At 61.6% G+C, this 21579-nt stretch carries 20 protein-coding genes and 1 pseudogene; 8 read left to right on the top strand and 13 right to left on the bottom strand.

The genetic code is table 11. The features are described from left to right. The first annotated feature begins 174 nt into the window (after positions 1 to 174). Positions 175 to 1416, top strand: coding sequence for a DNA polymerase IV (gene dinB, locus NKH43_RS27610; protein WP_352860803.1), 1242 nt, complete (start codon positions 175 to 177; stop codon positions 1414 to 1416). A gap of 46 nt (positions 1417 to 1462) precedes the next feature. On the opposite strand, the gene NKH43_RS27605 is transcribed toward dinB, so the two are convergent. The 3 genes from NKH43_RS27605 to NKH43_RS27595 all read right to left on the bottom strand — a co-directional run bounded on the left by NKH43_RS27605 (position 1463) and on the right by NKH43_RS27595 (position 4661). Continuing rightward, the gene (locus NKH43_RS27605) at positions 1463 to 2983 is read right to left on the bottom strand and encodes an FAD-dependent oxidoreductase (protein ID WP_352860882.1); all 1521 of its coding nucleotides are present in this window, start codon (positions 2981 to 2983) and stop codon (positions 1463 to 1465) included. 158 nt (positions 2984 to 3141) lie between these two features. After that, the gene (locus NKH43_RS27600; RefSeq protein WP_023722934.1) at positions 3142 to 4020 is read right to left on the bottom strand and encodes a DUF2182 domain-containing protein; all 879 of its coding nucleotides are present in this window, start codon (positions 4018 to 4020) and stop codon (positions 3142 to 3144) included. A gap of 8 nt (positions 4021 to 4028) precedes the next feature. Continuing rightward, positions 4029 to 4661 carry a DUF1326 domain-containing protein gene (locus NKH43_RS27595; protein ID WP_352481656.1) on the bottom strand — a complete coding sequence of 211 codons (633 nt, stop codon included), beginning with the start codon at positions 4659 to 4661 and terminating at the stop codon, positions 4029 to 4031. A 539-nt stretch (positions 4662 to 5200) separates the two neighbouring features. Here NKH43_RS27595 and NKH43_RS27590 point away from each other — a divergent pair. Continuing rightward, positions 5201 to 6358, top strand: coding sequence for a sulfite oxidase (locus tag NKH43_RS27590; protein WP_352592728.1), 1158 nt, complete (start codon positions 5201 to 5203; stop codon positions 6356 to 6358). A 342-nt stretch (positions 6359 to 6700) separates the two neighbouring features. On the opposite strand, the gene NKH43_RS27585 is transcribed toward NKH43_RS27590, so the two are convergent. Beyond that, the gene (locus NKH43_RS27585) at positions 6701 to 6889 is read right to left on the bottom strand and encodes a hypothetical protein (RefSeq protein WP_352860801.1); all 189 of its coding nucleotides are present in this window, start codon (positions 6887 to 6889) and stop codon (positions 6701 to 6703) included. Between the two features lie 188 nt (positions 6890 to 7077). On the opposite strand from NKH43_RS27585, the gene NKH43_RS27580 reads away from it, so the two are divergent. After that, positions 7078 to 7974, top strand: coding sequence for a hypothetical protein (locus NKH43_RS27580; protein ID WP_352860799.1), 897 nt, complete (start codon positions 7078 to 7080; stop codon positions 7972 to 7974). Beyond that, complete coding sequence (locus NKH43_RS27575) at positions 7974 to 10298, top strand: UvrD-helicase domain-containing protein (RefSeq protein ID WP_352860798.1); 2325 nt, start codon at positions 7974 to 7976, stop codon at positions 10296 to 10298. The genes NKH43_RS27580 and NKH43_RS27575 overlap by 1 nt, the downstream gene beginning before the upstream one ends. Positions 10299 to 10641: 343 nt before the next feature. Here NKH43_RS27575 and NKH43_RS27570 read toward each other — a convergent pair whose 3' ends face one another. Further along, positions 10642 to 11517, bottom strand: a complete 876-nt coding sequence (locus NKH43_RS27570; protein WP_352481657.1) for a sigma-70 family RNA polymerase sigma factor — start codon at positions 11515 to 11517, stop codon at positions 10642 to 10644. Between the two features lie 44 nt (positions 11518 to 11561). Continuing rightward, positions 11562 to 11873 carry a hypothetical protein gene (locus tag NKH43_RS27565; RefSeq protein ID WP_352481658.1) on the bottom strand — a complete coding sequence of 104 codons (312 nt, stop codon included), beginning with the start codon at positions 11871 to 11873 and terminating at the stop codon, positions 11562 to 11564. Between the two features lie 144 nt (positions 11874 to 12017). Here NKH43_RS27565 and NKH43_RS27560 point away from each other — a divergent pair, with 144 nt between their 5' ends. Then, entirely contained in the window at positions 12018 to 12383 is a 366-nt protein-coding gene (locus tag NKH43_RS27560; protein WP_352481659.1) for a VOC family protein, read from the top strand. A 231-nt stretch (positions 12384 to 12614) separates the two neighbouring features. Beyond that, positions 12615 to 12839, top strand: coding sequence for a hypothetical protein (locus NKH43_RS27555; RefSeq protein WP_352860797.1), 225 nt, complete (start codon positions 12615 to 12617; stop codon positions 12837 to 12839). Between the two features lie 24 nt (positions 12840 to 12863). Here the strand turns inward: NKH43_RS27555 and NKH43_RS27550 are convergent, their stop codons facing one another. The 5 genes from NKH43_RS27550 to NKH43_RS27530 all read right to left on the bottom strand — a co-directional run bounded on the left by NKH43_RS27550 (position 12864) and on the right by NKH43_RS27530 (position 17664). After that, positions 12864 to 14105: an MFS transporter gene (locus NKH43_RS27550; protein WP_352844611.1), complete on the bottom strand. Its 1242-nt coding sequence runs from the start codon at positions 14103 to 14105 to the stop codon at positions 12864 to 12866. Further along, positions 14102 to 15478, bottom strand: coding sequence for an FAD-dependent oxidoreductase (locus tag NKH43_RS27545; protein ID WP_352860881.1), 1377 nt, complete (start codon positions 15476 to 15478; stop codon positions 14102 to 14104). The genes NKH43_RS27550 and NKH43_RS27545 overlap by 4 nt, the downstream gene beginning before the upstream one ends. Before the next feature lie 49 nt (positions 15479 to 15527). After that, on the bottom strand, positions 15528 to 15860 hold the full coding sequence (locus NKH43_RS27540; protein ID WP_352860796.1) for an ArsR/SmtB family transcription factor: 333 nt from the start codon (positions 15858 to 15860) through the stop codon (positions 15528 to 15530). 69 nt (positions 15861 to 15929) lie between these two features. After that, positions 15930 to 16352 carry an arsenate reductase (glutaredoxin) gene (arsC, locus tag NKH43_RS27535; protein ID WP_352860794.1) on the bottom strand — a complete coding sequence of 141 codons (423 nt, stop codon included), beginning with the start codon at positions 16350 to 16352 and terminating at the stop codon, positions 15930 to 15932. A gap of 643 nt (positions 16353 to 16995) precedes the next feature. Continuing rightward, a complete protein-coding gene (locus tag NKH43_RS27530) occupies positions 16996 to 17664 on the bottom strand; it encodes an NAD(P)H-dependent oxidoreductase (RefSeq protein ID WP_352860792.1) in 669 nt (222 codons plus the stop codon). A gap of 293 nt (positions 17665 to 17957) precedes the next feature. Here NKH43_RS27530 and NKH43_RS27525 point away from each other — a divergent pair, with 293 nt between their 5' ends. Next, a complete protein-coding gene (locus NKH43_RS27525; RefSeq protein WP_352860791.1) occupies positions 17958 to 18701 on the top strand; it encodes an SDR family oxidoreductase in 744 nt (247 codons plus the stop codon). Between the two features lie 41 nt (positions 18702 to 18742). Here the strand turns inward: NKH43_RS27525 and NKH43_RS27520 are convergent, their stop codons facing one another. Both NKH43_RS27520 and NKH43_RS27515 read right to left on the bottom strand, forming a co-directional pair. Further along, positions 18743 to 19333: a DUF922 domain-containing Zn-dependent protease gene (locus NKH43_RS27520; RefSeq protein ID WP_352860789.1), complete on the bottom strand. Its 591-nt coding sequence runs from the start codon at positions 19331 to 19333 to the stop codon at positions 18743 to 18745. A 336-nt stretch (positions 19334 to 19669) separates the two neighbouring features. Then, positions 19670 to 20096 (bottom strand): annotated as a pseudogene (locus tag NKH43_RS27515) (MerR family transcriptional regulator). Positions 20097 to 20158: 62 nt separating this feature from the next. Here NKH43_RS27515 and NKH43_RS27510 point away from each other — a divergent pair. Beyond that, positions 20159 to 20905 (top strand): cation efflux transmembrane domain-containing protein, encoded by a 747-nt coding sequence (locus NKH43_RS27510; protein ID WP_352860787.1) that lies wholly within the window; start codon positions 20159 to 20161, stop codon positions 20903 to 20905. Positions 20906 to 21579: the final 674 nt, after the last annotated feature.

The following is a 21579-nucleotide window of genomic DNA, read 5'->3' as shown; positions in this document are numbered from 1 at the left end:
ACTTTCGCCAACCACCAACGCTGGAACGCAGGCAGACAGAGGGCGCCAAACTGAAGCCATTGCCCTTCACCTACCCTCCGCGCCGCTTGACAATCCGCCCACAATGTTCTCTTTATGTTCTCATCACAACTCGAGATGATGCGGCGTTTGAACCGCCGCGGGCGAACGGGCCGGATGGAAGCCAACATCCTCCACGCGGATCTGGATGCCTTCTATGCCTCGGTCGAACAACTGCTCGACCCGGCCTTGCGCGGCAAGCCGATTGCCGTCGGCGGCGGGGTAGTGCTCGCCGCATCCTATGAAGCCAAGGCGTTCGGCGTGCGCGGCGGCATGCCGGGACGGCGGGCGCGGGAACTCTGCCCGCAACTCATTTTCGTCGGCGGCCATTTCAAGGACTATCAGCGGCTGGGCGATGCGGCAATCAAGGTGCTGGGCGATTTCACGCCGGTGGTCGAGCGAATTTCCATCGACGAGGCCTTTGCCGACCTCGCCGGCTGCACCCACCTGTTCGGCTCGCCGGCCGAGATCGCCGGCAAGATCCGCCACCGCGTGCGGGCGGAGCTCGGCCTGCCGATCTCGGTCGGCGTAGCCCGCACCAAGCATCTGGCCAAGATCGCCTCACAGGTCGCAAAACCCGACGGGCTGGTGGTGGTCGATCCGCGCCACGAGCTGGAGTTCCTGCACCACCTGCCGGTCGAGCTGATGTGGGGTGTCGGCCCGGTCACCAGGGAGCGGCTGGCCGGCATCGGCGTCAACACCATCGGCGAGCTGGCGAAGACCAACAATGGCGCGCTGGAGCGCCTGCTCGGGCCGGCGGCGGGAGAGAAATTCAACGCGCTGGCGTGGAACCGCGATCCGCGCAAGCTCGAGACGCAGCGCCGGGCGCGCTCGGCCGGCGCGCAATCGGCGCTCGGCCGAAAACCGGCCGAGGAGCAGGTCTTCGTGCCTGCGCTGCTGCATCTGGCCGATAGGGTCGCCACAAGATTGCGGGCGAAATCCCGGCCCGGCCGCACGGTGACGGTTCGTGTCCGCTTTGCCGACCTGCGCTCGGTGACGCGCTCGATCACGCTCGACCAGCCGATTTCGGCAACCGCCATGCTGGCCGAGATCGCCGAGGCGCTGGTCCGCAAGGTGCTCATCGACCATCCGCACGAAAAAACCATCTCGCTGCTGGCGATCGCCGTCTCGCATCTGGAGCAGCATGCCGGCCTGCAACTGGAACTGCCGCTTGGGCTCGACGACGACCGCCGCCGCCCCGGCACCAGCAGGGGCGCGGCGCGCTGGATCGCAGATCGCGCCGTCGACAAGATCCGCGACCGCTTCGGCTGGGAGGCGGTCGGCTACGCCTCGGTCGCGCTCGGACTGTCGCGGTCGGTTCCCGACGCGTTTCGCGAGCTCGCCGAAAAGGAGTTGTGAGCCGGCCGGTCGGGGCGAAAGTCTGGCGATACCGATCTCGAAAGAACTATCCGACAGGAGCCAGGGGCGATACGGCCGGCCCGTTCAAGGCCGTGCCGTCGACGGCAAAATGCGAGCCGTGGCAGGGGCAGTCCCAGCAGCGTTCCAGCGAGTTCCAATGGACATGGCAGCCGACATGGGTACATGCGGCCGAGCGTTTGTAGAGCGTACCGTCCTCATCGCGAAAAGCCGCGACTTTGGTAAGACCTTCGCGCACAATAGCGCCCTGCCCCGGCCGCAGCTTGTCGGCGGAATCGATTTCACCAGGCGCGACATACTCGGCAAAACTCCTGATCGCTGTCGCATTCTCCGCTAGATAATCGCCGATCGCCCGTACCGTCTTGCGCGAGGGTTCGTAAAGTCCCCGCCAGGGGCTTTCCCCCTTCAGAATCAGGTCCGAAATCAACAGGCCTGCCACGACCCCATGGGTGATGCCCTGACCGGAATCGCCCGTAGCCACGAAGACGTGCCCGTTGCCGGGATTGCGGCCGATGAACCCGGCATAGTCGACCGTCTCCATCACCTGCCCGGACCATCGATTGGCTTCCGCGCCGAGATCGGGCACCAATTTTTTGATCCAGGCCGCCAGGGCCGTGAAGCGGTGGTCGGCGTCGTCGGCCTGCCCTGTCTTATGGTCTTCACCACCGACGATCAGAAAGTCGGTCTTGCCTTCGCCAGGCTGCAGACGGACGTAGTGATAGGGGTCCAGCGTGTCCCAATAGAGTGCATCCGGCAAAACGTCGCGCGCGATCTCGAACGACATGGCGTAGGTCCGATACGGCGCCTGCTTGGTATGGAGCGCGACCCGATCGTTGATCGGCGAGTTGGTGGCGACAACGGCCGACCTGGCAGACACGGCAAAGCCCGAGACCGTGCTTACGCGCACGCCGCCGTCGGTCTCCTCGACCTTATCGACGATGGTCTCCGCATAAAGCGCGCCGCCGTGCGCGCGGATGCCGGCAGCCAGCCCGCGGAGATATTTGAGCGGGTGGAATGTCGCCTGATTGGCGTAGCGAAGGATCGGTGCATCCGAAAAGCCTGCAAACGGCACGCCTGCGGTTTTCTCGACGTCGACCCCGATCTTCAGAGCGGCGTCCAGTTCGCGCTCGATGACGGATTCCTTCCTGCCCGACGCCGGAAACAGAAAACCGTCGAGGCGGCGGAAATCACACGCCATACCCTCCGCCTCCAGGATCGATTGGATACGGTCAATAGCGGCCGACTGGCTTTGATAGTAAATCCGCGCCAGTTCCTCGCCGCGCAATTTGATCAGTTCCGAAAAATAGTCATCGCAGATCGATGACAGGTGCGCGGTGGTGCGGGCCGTCATGCCGCTTCCGATCCGGCCGCGATCGAGCACCGCCACCTTTTGCCCGGCGATGGCCAGTTCGTAGGCGACCGACAGTCCGACAATGCCAGATCCGACGACCACGACATCGACCTGTTCACTCCGCTCGAGCGGAACCGCATCAGGCGCGACTTCGGTTCTCGCCCAAACGGATACAGTCCTTTCGTCGCCGACATTCATGGCGGAGCCCTTCATACCCGACATTCGGATAAACGGACGCCAGGATTCAAAGTTCCTTGACGCCTGAATGCCTGCGTAAGCTTGACGTCACCGCCGGTCCGCCCCGACGCGTTGTGAGCCGGCCTGGCTGGGGCGGTGCGATGCACTTTACGTGGCCGTCACACCAAAAGCGTTGCGCTGCCCCAGGCGATCAGGGCGATGCCGGCTGCCCGGCCGACCCACTGGCCGGCAGGAAACGCCTTTTCAACCAGCACCAGAATGGCGAGCCCGGCAACCCACACCAGGTTCATGATGCCACCCACGAACAATAACGCCATCAGCATCCAGCAGCATCCGACACAGAACGCCCCGTGCAGCGCGCCCAAACGCAGCGCGCCAAGTGTGTGGGGACGCCAGTGGCGGGAAAGGAACGCCGTCGGCTTCCTGCAATGCGACAGGCAGGCGTTCTTGAGCGGCGAGAGCTGATACAGGCCCGCGGCGATCAGGACGATGCCTGAAAGCCAGCGGCTCTGCGAACTCATCGTCGCCGCGGTAACGAATGCCTCGCGTTCGAGCAGCCAATGCAACGCAGCTGCCGCGACGGAGAACCCCAGCCAGACCAAGAGATAGCCTGCCATGAATACGCCGGTGGGCGCGAGCTTGTCCTGGATCTGGCCCTGTGCGAGCGCATGGCGATGCACGCGCGCATAGAGCAGGACAGTCGGCGCCGCGCTCGGAGACATCATGGCGATCATCATGACCCACCACATGGCGATCATCAGCGCCCAGTTCGCCGCCCCCCAGACCCGCGGTTCCGTCGCCGTGGCCATTGCGCTCATGTCCATGCCGGGCATGTCCATGCCAGACATATCGGAGGTCATGTCGGCGGTTTGCTGGTGGGGGAATAGCGCGACCCTCGTCATCTCCCACGCATTCATGCCGAGCCCTGCACCGGCGACGATATAAAGCCAGCCCAGCAGGCACAGCGCCGCCACGCCCGCAATCGTGATGACGCGGTCGCGTCTGAGCAGCCGTTCCAGTGGCGACCCACCGTCCATGCGGCGCGTCAGGCTCGCACCACCCCGTGATTGTTGAGATGCAGCCGGGCGAACTGGCCGTAACTGTCCTTCATATTCACCTGAACCGGCCCGCTGGTTGTGCTTGAAGCGCTGCCGATCTCGGCGACCGCATATTCGAAGCCGTTCGGCAACACGATCTGAGCGCGCGAGTCCGCGCCCGTCACCTTGTTGCGAATCGGTTCGCCGACCGTTTCGATGTAGTCCTTGACGAAGATGCGGCCCCTGCGGCCGTCGATATCGAGGTCGAGATCGATCTTGGTGAAAACCGGCTCATTCATTTTTGTCACGGTTGAGGCGTAGACGGCGAACATCGTCGCGAACGGGTCGGTGTCCTGGCCGGTCATGATGCGCAGCAGCGCGTCACGCTGCCGGTCGGTTGCATTCTCGTCGACGAAAGCGATGGCTTCGCCATTGCCTTCGTGGATCGCGCCAGGCCATTTGAAGATCGCGGCGATCCGCAGGCCGTCGAGAGCGGTTTCGCCATGATGACCTTCGTCAATCTGGATGCCCGCCACCGCATGGCAATGGCCTTTGTCGGGCAGCGCATTGAATTGACAGTTGCAGCCATATTCGCAGGTGCAATTGACGAGTTCCCGTCCCTTGATTTCCCAAGACGTCATGCTGTCCTCCCTGATGCGAAGTATTAGACCATCATCATACACCTGCGCCGGCCGTGCCGCCATCCTGTGGCGCCAAGAGTGATCGCGACAAGAGGCGGCAGGCCAATGCGGTTTCTTGTCGAATTTGGGTGAACATACCCCCCGGAGATGGCGGGGCGATATCGGAACGGCAGACGTGGGTCGAAACAAGCGTTTCCGAGCGCAACCCGCCAAGGTCCGGAAATGACCCAGAAGGGGCGTTCGGCAGCGATCCGAGCAGCAAGGATTTGGCAGGACCGGAAATCGGCATGGAATGCCGCAATCATCATCATGTCCCGTCCAAGTTGTGGACACTTCCTTCTCAAAGGCGCACTCTTGGCATGCGAAACGCGAGCCAGAGTTTCGTCCAACGCTTCACATGCCTGACTTGCGTCGGTGATTGTCTGACCTATCCGGATACTTCCGGATGGGCAGACCTCACATTGTGTCGCCTATCCGTGATCAGGCTACGGCCTAAGGCACGTTGCAGCCCGTTCCGGATCAACTGGGAGGTAAACAACATGCCTGATTTTCAGCGCAGAGAACTTCTTGTTCAAGGAAGCGCGGCTCTTGCCGCAATTGCTGCTCTCTATACCTCGCGTCGGGCTTACGCTTTTCCAACACGGCCGAGCGAGGAAGTTATTCCGTGGCTGGATCAGCCGACCAAAAATCCCGATCCGGTGGGTATCCAGAAGCAGCTTGTCTGGGAGGATTTGGATAGCTGGATAACGCCAAACGACAAGTTCTTCAGCATCTCGCATTTCAACCGACCAACGATCGACGAGAAGACATGGTCGATGGAGATCGGAGGCTTGGTCAAGAAGCCCTTGGAGTTAACGCTCGCCGACATCAGGGCGCGACCGCGGCAGGAGGTCGTTTTCACAGTGGAATGCTCGGGCAACCACGGATTTCCCTTTTTCACCGGCGGCATCGGCAATGCCCGTTGGGCAGGGACGCCGCTCGCCCCGATCCTCGAGGAAGCCGGTGTTCTGGAGAAGGGCATCGAGGTCGTCTTTTTCGGTACCGACACAGGCGAGGTCCCGATACGCGACGTCAAGATGCAGCAGAACTTCGCTCGTAGCATGTCGCTCGCCGACGCGATGAACCCCGACAATCTCCTCTGCTATGAAATGAATGGAGCCGCCTTGCCGGCGGCCAACGGCTTCCCGGTACGGCTCATTGCTCCAGGCTGGTACGGGATCGCCAACGTCAAGTGGCTAAAGCGCATCGAGGTTCGCGATACGCGGTTCATGAGCCTTCTGATGGCCCGTGACTATGTCACCATCCGGGAGGAGGACCACAACGGCGAGACCGTATGGGCCGAGACTTCGGTCGGGCGAGCGCTGATAAAGTCCGCGCCCGCGAAGGTTACCCGGAAAGATTCAGATTACTCCATCATTGGAGCAGGCTGGGGGGCGCCGATCGAACGGGTCGAAGTGCAAATCGATCAGGGGCCTTGGGCACCAGCGACCATTGACCACAGTGAGGAGGCAGAACACGCCTGGAAAATTTGGTCCCTGGATTGGGCAAATCCCTCTCCTGGAGAACACACGGTGACCTCGCGCGCGGTCAGCACCACGGGACAAATTCAACCGGCGATGGACGATCCCTTGATTGCCAAGAAACACACATACTGGGAAAGCAATGGCCAGGTGACGCGCCGCGTGCGTATCGGCTAGCGCATTTTGCAGCCAAATGGAATCATTTGGCGTCCGCATAAATGCGGCAAAACAGATAGTTAGAGCGGGTTACCGGTTCCAGAGAACCGGAACCAGTCTAAGAACTTGCTGCCGTGTGACAATTTGCGTTTGGGTCACCCAGGAGGAGGCTGCCTGATCCGAAAGCTGGCACCGCTCTATATCGAGCATGACGGGTGTAGGCCGTAGATCCTCTTCGCGACGATACCGCTCCCCGAAATCGGCAGCGGAGCCCTTCAGCTTGGTGATGGAGGCGATGGCAGACTTGTCCGGTGGCGCAACCCTTGGCCACGTCGCCTCCGCGCGCCATCTCGGCAAGCCCCCTCACCGCTCTATCGTACTGATCTCCGCATCGACCAGGCACCAGGGCGCATAGCGGAAGTCGCGGATCTGAACGACCTGCTCGTCCCGCCATTCGACCAGCATGAAGCCGCGCACGGCGCCGTCCGGCTCCCAGGGTTGCGGATGAGGATCGCCGGCCGGCCGCCGACAAAGCCCAGCGACAGCGCCCAATCGGTCGCGCGGTCGTAATTGCCGAAATAGGTCGACACCTCGGCCTTGCCGCGCAGGCGGACGCGGTTGACCAGCGGTTTGCGCGAGTGGATGTCCGCCCGGCGAATCGGTCGAGATCGCATCACGCAGCGTTGACGTTGCCATCCGCGTGTGGTCGTCATACTCCGGGGTAGGGGGCAAGCAGCGCAATGGCCAGAGTCACGAAGGTTGATTCTAAATCTTACTACAACACTCTTCCGCCGCTCGGACACGAGTGTGGTGACATCTGGCGCAACCTGCCTTCGTTCGGAATGCTCGGCGAGACCCCGTGCGCTGGCATAGTCATAACTCCAGCATGTGATCTTAGTTGGCAGAAATCCGACACCCTGACCTACCTGCCAATTGTCCCCATTCGGACCTTCTTCTCGATGGAAGCGGCTTTACCGGCGGTTATTGAGCGGGTATGCGCAAACCTTCAGACCATCGGGTACGAGTTGCGGCCTGAGTGGTCAGCTCAGACGTACGTGCCCCCATCTGGCGAGGAACTGACGTCCCTACAGACGGGTTTGGAGCAGTATCGTTCAGCGCAACAGCGTCCGGCGAAGGTGCTGGCGGCAATCGACCGCACCGTGGCGGGCATTGAGATTTTGCATGCTATCACGCACTCAGAATTGAACCCGATCGCAAGCGAGAAACTAAGCGTCCATTTTGGTGCTGAATGGGCCAAGATAAAGGATCGATTGATACGGAACAGTTACTCTCCTGCTCTTCATTTTCTTCCACATGATGGTCAGAATGCGGTATTCAGCGGTGTCCGAGAGCATTCGGTTGTACTCTTCCGCTACCCTATCACGGTACCCGTAAAGATGCTCAACTATGCAGAAGAGACTAGCGACTCCGCATGGGCTGATCGCGTTGAATCTCTGAACCTGTCTAGCACGATGAAAAACGCGTTCTTTTCGGCGCGACCGGTCAAGATGCTGTCATTAAAGGCGGCATTTCTTTCCGACCTTCTCACCCGGTTCTCTGCCTTATACAACCGCATTGGATCGCCTGATTTCACCAAAGAAACAGTTGATCTTTACTCATCGCAGGTGGACATTTGATGGAATACGTCAGCCTTACTCGAGAAACTTGCTCTTGGTTGTTAACACATCCTGAGGCGCTAAGTGCATTGGCAGATATCCTCTTGAATGGAGATCTTTCTGGACTCGCCAGAGCCGACTTAGCGGCAGGCCCATTGAGGTTGTCCGGGGCGGAGGATGGTCGGATACTTGCGATCTGGAATGCAGAGTACCTCTCGAACACCGGCAGCGAAAGCTGGGGCATCTTCCGTTTAGAAGGTGCCCTGTCGATTGCTTCGCATCCCAAAATAGGCCCGCAGGTAATCGAGCGTTTTGTCTATGTTATAAGCCAGCGCCTGCAAGGGCTCATGATCGAAGGCGACTTCATACATCGCGCGCGGCCGAATGGATCCCATACTTGCCTCGCCGGCCGCGGTAACGACGCAAGGCACTACTCGGTCTGTTATTATGAAGCGGCGCCAGGCTTCAGTGGTCTCACTTCGCGGTCGCTTATCGGCATAGGGCCTGAGCACGATTTCGACGAGTTGACGAAGGGAATCGAGCCGGAAATACTCCGGATTGTATCTCTGGTGGAAAAGTGCAATTCGCTCGTAGATCGGCAGGTAAGGCGCCCGGCGCTGGAGGATGAACAATTCGCCCAGCTTCGGAATGCTGTTATGCCCGCTGATGCGGACTCGGGGTTCCTGAGCAGCATCACCGTGACAACGAGCACGTATGAAGATCGTGTCGTAAATCCGTACGAAACACTGCACTGGACTTTTGATCAGTGGCTACGAAGCGGCGTTCTGAACCCGGCTCAACGTCGGGCCATTTCTGTTGACATTCTGCATTCGCACCCAGTCAGGATCATCGGTCCTGCTGGTTCAGGCAAGACGTTGCTGATGCAATTGATAGCGTTGCGGTACCTCAATGAACACAGGGCCAATGGGCAGCCCTTGAAGGTGGCCTATATTGTCCACAATGCGGCAATGGCTGCTACAGTGTTAGATCGTTTCAAGGCCCTTGGAGGCGAGGAATACCTTACCGGCACTGATCAGGAATTGATCGTCACGACTTTAGGAGAGTACGGTCGCCGTCGTATTGAACTAGACGAGCAGATGGTGATCGACCGCGATGCACAGAAAACGAAAGAGTTCCAATTTTTGCAAGTGCGGAGCGCTCTGCAGAAGGTTATGAACACTCGTCCTCAGCTTTTCGAGGAAAGCGAACTTCTAAAGCAAGTATGGAAAGAAGATGAGCTTTTTATTGCCTTCGCAGTCCTAGTTACTGCTGAAATATCAGCAGTCATCAAAGGCAGAGGGCTAACTGACGAAAGGGACCGGTATATAAACGCAGAGGTCCCTTTTAGTAGATTTCATAGAATCCTAAACCAAACGGAGCGCGCTGTCGTTTTTGACTGTTTTGAGAATTATCACGCTGTTGTTTTTGAGCAGTACGGTATGCTGGATTCTGATGACATAGCATTGTCGCTGGCTGGTCGGCTTAAAACGCCGGTGTGGGAGTTGAAAAGGCGCTCCGAAGGGTATGATCTCGTTTTGGTAGACGAGGCGCAACTCTTCAACGAAAACGAAAGACGAGTGTTTCCGCTCTTAACGAGCAATTCGGCAAAGCACGTTCCGATAGCGCTGGCGCTAGACGAGGCGCAAGAGCCGTTCGGTCTTTCCGCCGCTGGCTTGGGCGCGTTGGGAATTTCAGACATTGAGAACGAGAAGCTGCCCTCGAACCATCGCTCAACAAAAGAAATCATAAGTCTCGCCTTCTTCGTTATCCAAAGGACCACCGACCTTTTTGGTAGCGAGTTCCCAGACTTCACGGGCACGGATGATGCCTCTGTTCCGTCAGATCACCCGCTAGCAAGCCCCCCGGTCATTGTGACGCGCAATGAAGATCAGACCTTCGCAAAATTCCTGGTAAAGACAGTACAGAAACTTCGCTCGAAGAATGTTAGACAGATTGCCGTCATCTGTCATTCGGAGACATATTGGAAAGATATTTTAGATAGTTTTACAGAGTCAAAACTCCCACTGCATGTGATAACGCAGAGAGGGGAAAAGATTGTACCCGACCAACCCCTTGTTGTGCTTAGCCGCCCATCCTTCGTTGGTGGGCAGGAGTTCGATGCGGTGGTACTGGTCGGACTTGAGCAAGGGATTATGCCGCCACGAGTCGTTAATAACCCGCCGCTTGCAGCTGCCCTTGAGCAGCAGGTACTACGAGAAATCTACCTGACTGTGTCGCGCGCCCGATTCCGGGTTGTCGTGGCCATCAACAGAGGCGGAACTCCGAATACTGCGATAGCGGCGGCGCGTGACGCGGGAATGATTACTCATGGGTCAATCGTCTGACCCACATCGAAAGCGACCGGTTCGATGCCGCGTCGTTCCCCGCTCCTCCCAGCCAAGGGACAGTAGCGCGGAAAACTTCAGTTTCGAACGATCCAGTTTTCAGAGGCAGAGTAAGTGGCCCACGAAACGAGATTCGAACCGCCATTGCGTAGTCTGCTTTCGGCGCAAGCAGACATATTCACCGGAGATTTCGGCGTCGACTCTAGGCCCCAAGCGGAAGGTTCCACCCGCGACCGCAACGGGTGGCTGTGCCAGAAGCCACCTCAATAATAGCGAAGCCGGTGGCGCAACCTTGGCCCTGTCGCCTCCGCGCGCCATTTCCGCACCATTTCCAGCGCTCGCCTCACCTCTCCACGGCCCTGATTTCCGCATCTACCAGGCACCACGGTGCATAGCGGAAGTCGCGGATCTGGATGATTTCATCGCCCGCCCATTCAACCAGCACGAAGCCGCGCACGGTGCCGTCGGCCGCCTGCGGGTCGCGGATAAGGATCGCCGGCCTGCCGTCGACGAAGCCGAGTGACAATGCCCAGTCGCTGATACGGTCGTAATTGCCGAAATAGGTCGACGCCTGGGCCTTGCCGCGCAGGCGGACGCGGTTGACGACTTCGAGCCGGACGTCCTCTGCGATCAGTGCCTTGACCGCGTCGAAGTCGCGCGCGTTGAACAGGTCGACATAGCGCCGCAGCCGGCGCTCGTCATCGGCGTCGAGCTTCGGCGCGAGCGCCTGCTCGGGCTGCAGCGCCAGCAGCTTGAGCTGCGCCCGCCCGCGATGCAGCGCGGCCTTGGTGGCGGCGAGCGTCGCGCCGGTCACTTCGCAGGTCTCATGCAGGCTGAGGCCGAGCACGTCGACCAGGATCACGGCGCTGCGCTGCGGCACCGAAAGCTGCATGAAGGCGCGCAGGCCGGTCTGGGCGGCGAGCCGGCTGTCGGCGCTGCCGGAGGGATCCTCGATGACGCTCATGTCGGCCTCGGTCATGCGCGACCTTTCCCGATTGCGCCGCCGCAGATGATCCTGCGCGGCATTGTGGGCGATGCGAAACAGCCATTGCTCCGGCCGTTCGACCATCGCACCGCCGTCGATCGCCTGCAGCGCGTTGATCAGCACCTCCTGGACGATGTCCTCGCCGTCGATCACCGAGCCGGCCATGCGCGCGCAGTAGCGATGCAGCCTTGGCCGCAACCCGACGAGCATCGCCTCCAACGTCGCCCTGTTCATTTTCGGCGTAGCATCCCGTTTCTGCGCGAGCGGCATGGCAGGCGCTATCCCGCCTTCTGACCCGCCAGCATACGGTAATTGCCGATGACTTTGACAGGCGATCGCATTGCCGGGGTCGAACGGCGTTCGGCGTGGTTTTCCGCAAATGCCTTGAAGGCGGCAAGCCCGGTCAGCGCCGACGAATCGCCGTCCTGGCCGACGATGTGGACGAACGAGCCGTCGTCCAGCTCGAGCACGAGATAGCGCACCGTCGGCGGTGCCGCCTCGCCCAGTGCTTCGAACACTTTTTCGACCAGCGCGCGGTTATCTTCCAGGTCGGCTTGGTTCACACCGTATCGAATGAGCGCGTAGTCCATCGTCGTCTCCTGACCGGTTGGTATGAACGAAGGACGACCGGCTGCGCTGAAAAGATTCTCCTTGTGGAAGAATCTTTTCGGTTGCCCGCATCGTCTTTCCCGCGTGGGCGGCTGCGCGGCAGCCATCAAGCAGGAGAGACGACCATGCATATCCAGTTTGCCGAGCTTCCGGTGTTCGACCAGGACCGCGCCAAGGCGTTCTACACCAGGCATCTCGCCTGTCAGGTGCTGGCCGACCAGAAGATGGGCGACGGCGGCTGGCGCTGGATCGAGCTGGCATTTCCGCATGCCGTGACGAACCTGCATTTCATCAGGCGCGCCGACGACGCCCCCGGCGCGGAGCCCGTATTGGTGCTGGTCGACGAAAATGTCGGAGCAATGAGCGCGGCGTTGAAGGCGGGCGGCGTCGAAATCATCACCGAACCGCATGATGCGCCGTGGCAGCCGGGGCGCACGGTGGCGGAGTTTCGCGACAGCGAAGGCAACCGCATGGTCCTCGCCAGCCGATAAGCCACCGGAGCCCTCTGTCCGGCGGGGCATCGTACCTAAGTCCTACCTTCGGCCCGACCATCGGCCGTGCTTCCTTCGTGTTATTATTTCGTGACCGCTGCGCGCCGGAACCTTCCCTTGCATCGGGCGTTCGGGCGCTGTATTCGCGATGCCTCATATTTAGGCAGGCGGAGGAAATGCGAATAAGGGCGGGTGGCAAAACAAACATGGGCCGGGGAGGAGCATCTTACCATGTCGAACCGTAAAATCGGAATGTCCCCCAGTTTGGGGCTGCGCGTCGCTGACCTCAAATCCAGAATGCAAAGTGCCCAGATTACCGAGTACGAAATCAAGACGTTTCAAAAGGTTGCCGCCATTATGGGCGGCGCCAAAGGCTCACTGCGCCTCGATGCGGACGATCTGATTGCCGCATCCTTCCTTGTCGATCCCGTGGAAGATCTCCCGCTCTCCAGTTGACGGCGCTGAACGCGGGTCGAAATCCTATCGGGTTTGTACCTGCGATTGCCGCCAGCGGAGCATCCGCCAGCCCAGGCCGCATGCGAGGATGACGTTGGCCAGCGCCAGACCAGAAAGCGCGGCCAACGTCCCATGCGGGCCGAAGCGCTCCAGCAGCAATGCGCCGGCCGAGGGTGCCGCCGCCTGGGCGATCAGGCTCGGCATGGCGAGGCGGCCCATCAGCTTCGCGTAGCCGTTCGAGCCGAACAGCGCGAGCGGCAACGTCCCCCGCGCGATGGATTCCAGGCCGATGCCCGCGCCATAGAAGCCGAGCGCCAGCGGGATGATTGGCATGCCGGCCCAGAGCGCCGAAACGCCGATCGCCACAAACGTAACCGAGGCGAACTTGGTCAGGATCGGATGGTGGTAGCGCGCGATGGTCATCTCGATCGCGCGCGCCGCCACCTGGGACGGGCCGACCAGCGCGCCGAGCCCGACGGCCGCGGCCAGCGCCATGCCGCTGCCTTGCAGGATGGTGAGCAGATGCACCGACACCGTCGAGGAGATCACCGCCGCAAGCGTAAGGGTGGCGGCCAGAACGATGATGATCGACGGATCGGGATTGCCTTCGCCGGCCGGCGTCACCTCTTTCAATCCTGGCCCGACCGGCAATCCTGGCCCGACTGCCGGTTGCGGCGCCTCGCGGGGCAGGATCACGAGATAGAGCGGAAGCGCAATCACCAGCTGAAAGACAGCGTAGGCCAGGCAGGTGCCGCGCCAGCCGACCTCCCCAAGAAGCCAGGCCGAAATCGGCCAGCAGATCGTACTGGCAAAACCGCCGAACAGCGTCAGCGTGGTAATGGCGGAGCGCGCGCCGTGGCCGTAGTGGCGCCCAAGCGTCGCGAAAGCGGCATCGTAGAGCCCAGCCCCCATGCCCAGTCCGATGACCAGCCAGGCTGCGATATAGGCCGCAAGATTAGGGGCGAGAGCCAGCCCGATCTGGCCGAGCCCGATGCATGCGGCGCTGAACGCCAGAACGCTGCGGCCGCCATGCCGCTCGATCGACGACCCGACGCGCGGCGAGATCAATCCTGCCGTGAGCAAGCCGAGAGACAGGCCGCCGACAACCCATGCCAGCGGCCAGCCGGTATCGGAGGAGACCGCCGGCGCAATCACCGCTGGAAGATAGTAGGAAGATCCCCACGCCATGATCTGCGTCAGGCCAAGCGCGGTGATGATTGCGCCGCGGCTGCGCAGGATGGTGGGCGAAGGCGCCAGAAGGCTCATGCCGCGACGCCGCAGCCACAGCCGCTTTTGCCGATCGCCTTTGCTTCGGCATCGGCGACACAGCAGGCATCCACCGCTACCGGCGCCGGACCGCCGCAGCAGCCCGTGTCGGCAATGCCGATCCGCGGCACGGTGCAGACGCCGGTCTCGGGCAGCACGAGCTGGACATTGTCGGCCGCAACCATGTCGCCGGCAATCGCCGCGGCGACGGAGCGCACCTGCTCATACCCGGTCAGCAGCAGGAAGGTCGGCGCGCGGCCATAGCTCTTGATGCCGACTGTGTAGAACCCATGCTCGGGATGGCTGAGCTCGCGGTGACCGTGCGGCGGCACGTCGCCGCAGGAATGTTCGTTGGGATCGATCAGCGGTCCCAGCGCCTTGACGCTTTCCAGCCACGGATCGAGTTCGAGCCGAAGCTCGCGCGTCAGCGACAGATCGGGGCGCTGTCCGGTCGCGGCGATGATGCGGTCGACCGGGCCAATCCGCTGCAAGCCGTCCTTGGTCTGGCCTTCGACGACCAGCCGGCCGTCGGCATCGCGGATCGAAACGGCTGCAAAGCCCGTCACCAGTCTGACGCCGCGGCTCTCGGCGAGTTCGCGCACTTCGGCGCCGAGTTCGCCGCGTGCCGGCAATTGGTCGGCATCGCCGCCGCCATAGATGCGCACCAGGTCGGTGCCGCGCGTTGTCCAGATGAAGGCCGTGCCGGGCTCCATATCCGCCAGCCTGGCGAGATCCAGCAAGGCATTGGCGGCCGAATGGCCGGAGCCGGCGACCAGCGTCGTCTTGCCGGCATAAAGGCTGCGGTCGCGGCCGAGGATGTCGGGAATGCCGTAGGCGATGCGGTCGGCAAATTGCGCTTCGCCTACGGCATGAATTCCGCCGGCGCCGAGCGGGTTCGGCATTTGCCAGGTTCCCGACGCATCGATGACGGCGCGGGCGCTGTCGCGCCGCGTGCCACTGGCGGTTTCGACCACCAGCATGAACGGCCGGTTTTCGCGTTCCTTGCTCAGCACCTTGTCGGCGCCCCAGCGCGAAATGCCGACGACGCGGGCGCCGGTTTCGACCGACGGTGACAATTGCGGAAGCTTTGCAAGCGGCTCGAGATAGTCCGCGACGAGATCGTTTGCCGTCGGGAATGCCTCGGGCTCCGGCATCCGCCAGCCCTGCACCTCGAGCAGGTTTCTAGACGCCTGATCGACGCAATAGCGCCAAGGCGTGAACACCCGGACATGGCCCCAATCCCTGAGGTTGGATGCAACCCTATTGCCGGCTTCGTAGACTTTGACAGGAATACCTTGCGCGATGAGGTGGACCGCTGCCGCCAGGCCGACCGGCCCGGCGCCGATCACCGCGACGGGAAGCCTTTCGATCATCTCCATATCTTCCGTCCTTCCGGTAGTTTCGAATTACAATGCCAAAAAATTACGCCGCCGTCTTGGCCGTCGCTTCCACCGAAGCCGGCGCACAGGTGGCGTCGGCGCAACATTCGTCCGCGAGGTATCCGATGAGCCCGTTCATGGCGGGATAGTTGGCCCGGCAGATCAGCGTCGTCGCCTGCCGCTCCTGTGTCACCAGGCCGGTGTCGACCAGCCGCTTGAGGTGATGCGACAGCGTCGAGGCAGCGATGCCGAGCCTGTCCTGGATGCGCCCGACCGGCAGGCCTTCATCGCCCGCCCGCACAAGCGTCCGATAGAGCTGCAACCGCGTCGGGCTGCCGAGGGCTTCAAGTTGCGCAGCTGCTTTTTCGAGTTTCATGGAAATAAGCTATTTGCAGAATCGCTGCACGTCAAGAGAATTTCGACAAAGATCGAAATAAGACGATATCTAGCCGACGCGCTTGCCGCTGGCGTCGATGACCGCCTCGCCGTCCTCCTTGGTGAACGGGCCGATATCCGGATTGGGCAGGATGTCGAGCACGGCTTCGGAGGGTCGGGCGAGCATGGTGCCGAGCGGCGTCACCACGATCGGCCGGTTGATCAGGATCGGATGCGCCAGCATGAAATCGAGCATCTCGTCGTCGCTCCACTTCGGCTCGCCCAGGCCAAGTTCGGCATAGGGCGTGCCCTTTTCGCGCAGCAATTGGCGCGGCGTCATGCCCATCGCGGCGATCAGCTCGACGAGCTTTTCGCGCGACGGCGGGTTTTTCAGATATTCGACCACCTCAGGCTCCTCGCCGGACTGCCTGATCATGGCCAGCGTGTTGCGCGAGGTGCCGCAATCGGGGTTGTGGTAGATGGTGATGGTCATTGCGCAGCTTTCATCTGTCCAATCTGTTTTGGTTCGGCGAGCAGCCACCCCGCGAAGGCCATGGCGAGCAATCGCTTTGGACCTAAAATTTGAATCCGCCCCTTGCTTCGCAGGTTTGCGCCGCCCCTCACCTGCCTGCCGGCATCCTCCCCGTAGACGGAGCGAGGGACGCTGCCTTCGACAATGTCGCAAAGCGCCAACGTTGCAAGCATAGCGCCAGCGTTGCGGCCGGGTCTATCTCCCCGTTCATGGCCCTTGCGCGGGAGATGCCAAGTGGTGTGAAGGAATGCGAGTTTTGCAATCGTTCTGAGCAGCGACCTCGGACGAGCAGGAATTCGGATTTTTATTGCCACGGCGTATTTTGTTCTTGCTTTGTGCCGGCAGCTATGCTACTAACTTGGCTATGGTGCCAATTGGCTCCAACGACCCGCCTCCCGAGGCGGGTTTTTGTTTCAGGCTTTGCAGCGTTCGGTAGGTGGGTCAGTCAAGTCCATATTCGATTGCCCTGCCGTTTACGGGAGAAACGCCCGGCAGGGCCAGAGGGGCGGCCCCTACTTCGATAATTGGCCGTCTCCAACACCAACCTGGCGCAATCGCCTGTCCAAAGCGATTGCCCCGCGCCGGCGACGGCCCACCCGGCTGATCAGCCAGGCACCGTGGCGACAATGGCATCAGCGCGGCCAAGACCGGCAACCGCTTTCCTGACCCGCTGCAGATGCGCCTGGCGTCCGGCGGCCGAGACGCTGTCCATCCGGTAGAGCGCCAGGAATTTGGTCCGGCACAGCGGATGGCAGACGGAGCGGAAGCCGCGCAGCAGGGTTCGCCGGCCGGGCTGTCCCATGATCCACGACATCAGCGGCGTGGCACCGCATGTGGTCATCGCCACCACCCGGCGTATGTGCCGCAATTTGGGCCGCGGACCGCGTCGTGCGGTCGGCATCTCGAAAGCGAAGCCCGGCACCAGCACACGCTCCAGCCAGCCTTTCAGCATCGCCGGCACGCCATACCACCAGGTCGGGTAAATGAAGACGACCGCCTCGGCCCAGATCAGCTCCTGCGCATGTTCGTGCACCGGTTGCAGGTTCGCCGCCTTGTCGTGGTAACCGCGCCATTCCTGCGTGCGCATGACTGGATCGAAGCCGGTCGCATGGAGATCGAGCAGGTGGACCTGATGCCCCCTTTCGGCAAGCGTCTCCAGCACCGTATCGCGCACGGCGCCGTTGAAGCTGTCGGTGCAGGGATGGCAATAGACGACGAGGACCTTCATCTTGCGCTCAGCCCGGTCGGTCGCCAGAGGATCGCGGTGCTGCATGCAAGCGCGTCGCATGCAAACAAGCCACCCGCAGACATAGTCGATCAGCTGTTTTCATGCGAAGCCCCGCAGCCCCATATCAAGACGCAACACCTCCAGTCGCGTCAAGCCCCGCTCGTTCGCTCAAGGAAAATTGCGCAGACATGGGCTTGCTGGAGGGCGCTGTCCCGCATGCCTTGAGCTACTCCGCGGGATGCGGCGCTGCGGCGTATCATGCCCAAGAACTCCCAGCATTGTTCCCAGAATGTCTGCGCCCTAGCTTCAGGGCGTGTTCAAAGCGTCAGGAGAAAACGATGCAGACAGGAAAACTGAGCGGCAAGATCGCCTTGGTGACGGGCGCCTCCTCCGGCATCGGCGAGGCCACCGCCTTGGCGCTGGCGGCCGAGGGCGCCACGCTGGCGATTGCCGCGCGGCGCACTGAGCGCCTGGACGATCTGGCGAGGCGGATCCGTGAGACCGGCAGCACCGCGCTGCCGATTGCCGCCGACGTCACCGACGAAGCGCAAGCCACGGCGATGGTCGAACGGGTCCTGCAGGAGTACGGCCGGCTCGACATTCTGCTTGCGGTTGCCGGCGTCGGCGTCGCCGCGCCGTTCCGCAATACGACGCCGGAAGAATACCGCCGGATGGTCGACGTCAACATTCTGGGCCTGCTTTATCCGATCCATGCGGCGCTGCCGTCGATGCAACGGCAAGGCGCCGGCCACATCGTCGTCGTTTCTTCCGGCACCGGCCGTTATATCCACCCTTCGGTGGTCTATTCCGGCACCAAGCACGCGGTAAGCGCGATGGCGGAATCGCTTCGCCGCGAGATCGGCAAGGACGGCATCCGCGTGACCTGCATCGAGCCTGGCGCCGTCAAGACCGAGTTCACCCAGAATATGCGCGCCGATGTGCGCCAGGCGGTCGAGCTAAGGCTTGGCGACATGGAGCAGCTGGAAAGCGAGGACATCGCCGCCGCCATCCTGTACGCGGTAACGCAGCCGCCACGGGTCAACGTCAACATCCTGACGCTCTATCCGACCGAGCAGGCATGAGCTTGGCCGACAGATATGGTGCCCTGCGCCGCCCCGCAGCATCATCCCCCGGTCATCAGCGTGAACACAAGCTGCCGCAGCTTGCCGCCCGGGCCGAATTCGACCCGGTCGAAATCGCGGCTCGCCTGCCGCTGTGCCTGCGAAATTCCGGCGAGCCGTCTCGTCACTTCGGTCCTGATCTTGCTGCAGCCGCGGTCGTCGGGGACGGTCAGGCCGATGGTGGCCGCCTCGATCTTGTGCACCATGTCGATGATGCTGGCGCCGTGCACCTTCTCGTGGGCGGCGAGGCCGGCTGCGAAAACGCCCCAGTTCTTCTGGATTGTGCCCGGCAGCCGCGCGGCCGGCTTCGGCAAGGTGTAGGTGATGATCAGCTTCGGCCGCGCCGACACCAGCACGCAGGCGTCGCCTTGCGGCTGGTAGTCCCTCACCCAGGTCAGCTTGAAATTGGTATGCGCGATGACGCGGCGCTCGCCGAGCAGCGGCCCGCGGCCGCCGATCGAGGCATAGAGCTCCGGCCCGGATTGCCCTGAGATGGCATAGGTCTCGACCTTTTCGACCGCCTGCCAGCCGGCATGCGCCAGCGATGTCGGCAGACAGGCGAGCAGCAGGCAAAGGCGAACGGCTGTTTTCATGCAAGTCCTCGCAGTCGCCGTGATCGATGCAAGTGGCGAGCAGTTCCCTTCCGTGGACACAGCCGGCAGCCGGCTATACTGGGATGCTCGTATACAAGAATCCACAGGCAACGCCATGTCGCCGCGACCGAACATTGCCCGGCAACGCCCTGCCCCCCGGAACCCAGCCTCCCGGCGTCAGCCTGTGCCGCGCGCTGTCCAAGCTTGGCCTGTGCTCGCGCAAGTCGGAGTGCGTTATCGCTTCTAGCTGACGCCTGAATGCTTCGAGTCGGGGTTGACATTCTGTGAAGGTGCGCCGGCTGCCGCCGCCCGCGAACGCTGCCATCACGTCGCCGATCAACTTGCCGCCAACTTCCCATGCGCATGCGTTCGGTCGGCGAGCGTTTCGATCACGCGACACTCGCCGACCCGCCCGCAGGCGCATTCCTCGACCATCTTCCGCAATTCCCTGCGCAGAGCCTTGAGACTGGCGATGCGCTTCTCCACCTCGACCAGCCGTGCCTTCGCGATCTCATCGGCGCGGGCGCATGATTGATCCGGATCGTCCTGCAACGAAAGCAGCGTACGGATCGCATCAACCTCGAAGCCGAGTTCTCGCGCGTGCCGGATAAAGGCAAGCCGCGCTACTGCCCTCCTTCCATAGCGTCGCTGCTTTCCTTCGGTTCGACCCGTTTCGGGCAACAGGCCAATTTGCTCGTTAGTAGCGGATCGTCGGTATTTTCACCTCCGCGCGACGAGACAATTCACCGATCGACAAATCCATAAAAAGCCTCTTGAACCTCTAGCCACTAGAGATCCTACAGTGTCTTCACTGAGGAGTCACCCATGTCTGAAGCTTGCTGCGATCATAAAACCAAAAGCTGTGCGGGACCGCCGCTGCTGGTTCTGCCGGCGAAGCTGCACGGTCATTCGCATGATCAAGCAGCGGAAGCCTCATGCTGTTCGGGCGGCGTGCCGGTCTTTGACGGCATGAACCTGCGCTACAAGCGTGTGCTGTGGACGGTCATCACTATTAATGCGGCCATGTTCCTGACCGAAATGACTGCCGGCTCACTTGCCGGTTCTCAGGCGCTGAAGGCCGACGCGCTGGATTTCCTCGCCGACACCCTCACATATGGGATAAGCCTCGCGGTCATCGGTGCGAGCTTGAGGACGCGCGCAACGGCTGCGCTGCTCAAGGGTCTGTCGCTCAGCCTGATAGCGCTTTGGGTTTCCGGCTCGACCGTCTATCAGACGCTGATCCTCGGCGTGCCCAGCGCGGAAATCATGGGCACCATCGGCTTTCTGGCCCTTGCCGCCAATCTTGCTTCCGTTGGTTTTCTGATGCCCTACAAGGATGGTGACGCGAATGTCCGCTCGGTTTGGCTGTGCTCGCGCAACGACGCGATCGGCAATATGGTGGTGATGGCCGCAGCTGTCGGCGTCTGGAGTACCTCAAGCGCATGGCCGGATCTGGCCGTCGCCGCACTTATGGCCGGTATCTTTCTAACCTCATCGGTGCAAATCCTGCGGCAGGCCTGGAGCGAATACCGCGAAGGCGCCCACGACCGAACGACTGTGCCGGCCGCATGATCTGTTGGTTATGTGGGCAAGAGCGGATGTCCAGGAGACCCGTCTCGTTGTCTGTAATCGGGTCATGGAGCGACGCTTTGTGAAAGCGCCGCTCCCTGTCTTCTGCACGATCGCCGCCTGATCACGCACGCCGGAAAGGGCGACGTCTCCGACGGTGATCGTGACCAGCTCGCAACCCCGCAGCTTGCTGTCGATGGCAAGATTGAACAGCGCAAGATCGCGTTCTGCACCTGATACTGCAGTCGCGTTCGGATGCTCCAGACCTCTCGTGCCTTGGGCGGAGGCCTCTGACCGACGATGTGGCCCGTGTTCCAACTGCGCATGGTTCTTCTCCTATGCCGCCCTCCACAGCCGCAGCGCCCGATGCGGGCCTGCGAAATTGCAACGTCTAACCTGGAGCCGCCTCCGAGGATTCTGTTCGGAAGGTTACCGACTTGCGCCGCGTCCGATGAAGTGGACCACGCAATGGGCGCAGTCGCCCATTCGAGACGGCTCGCGAAACGGGCGACCCGCAGATGCTTTTTCGTGTTATGATGGGCTTGCAACGCGCGTAATCTCGACCTCGGCAATATGGCAGAGGTCGAAAGCGATTGCCTTGGCACAGGAAGCTTTCGCCCCCAGCACTTGATCGCCTCCGAAACGCTAGGTGTGCTGCTTCCCTGACTGACCCAGGG

Source organism: Mesorhizobium sp. M1163, from assembly GCF_040318415.1.
GTDB lineage: Bacteria > Pseudomonadota > Alphaproteobacteria > Rhizobiales > Rhizobiaceae > Mesorhizobium.
Note: the sequence above shows the minus strand (reverse complement) of the source record. Positions and strands in the feature narration are given on the sequence as shown.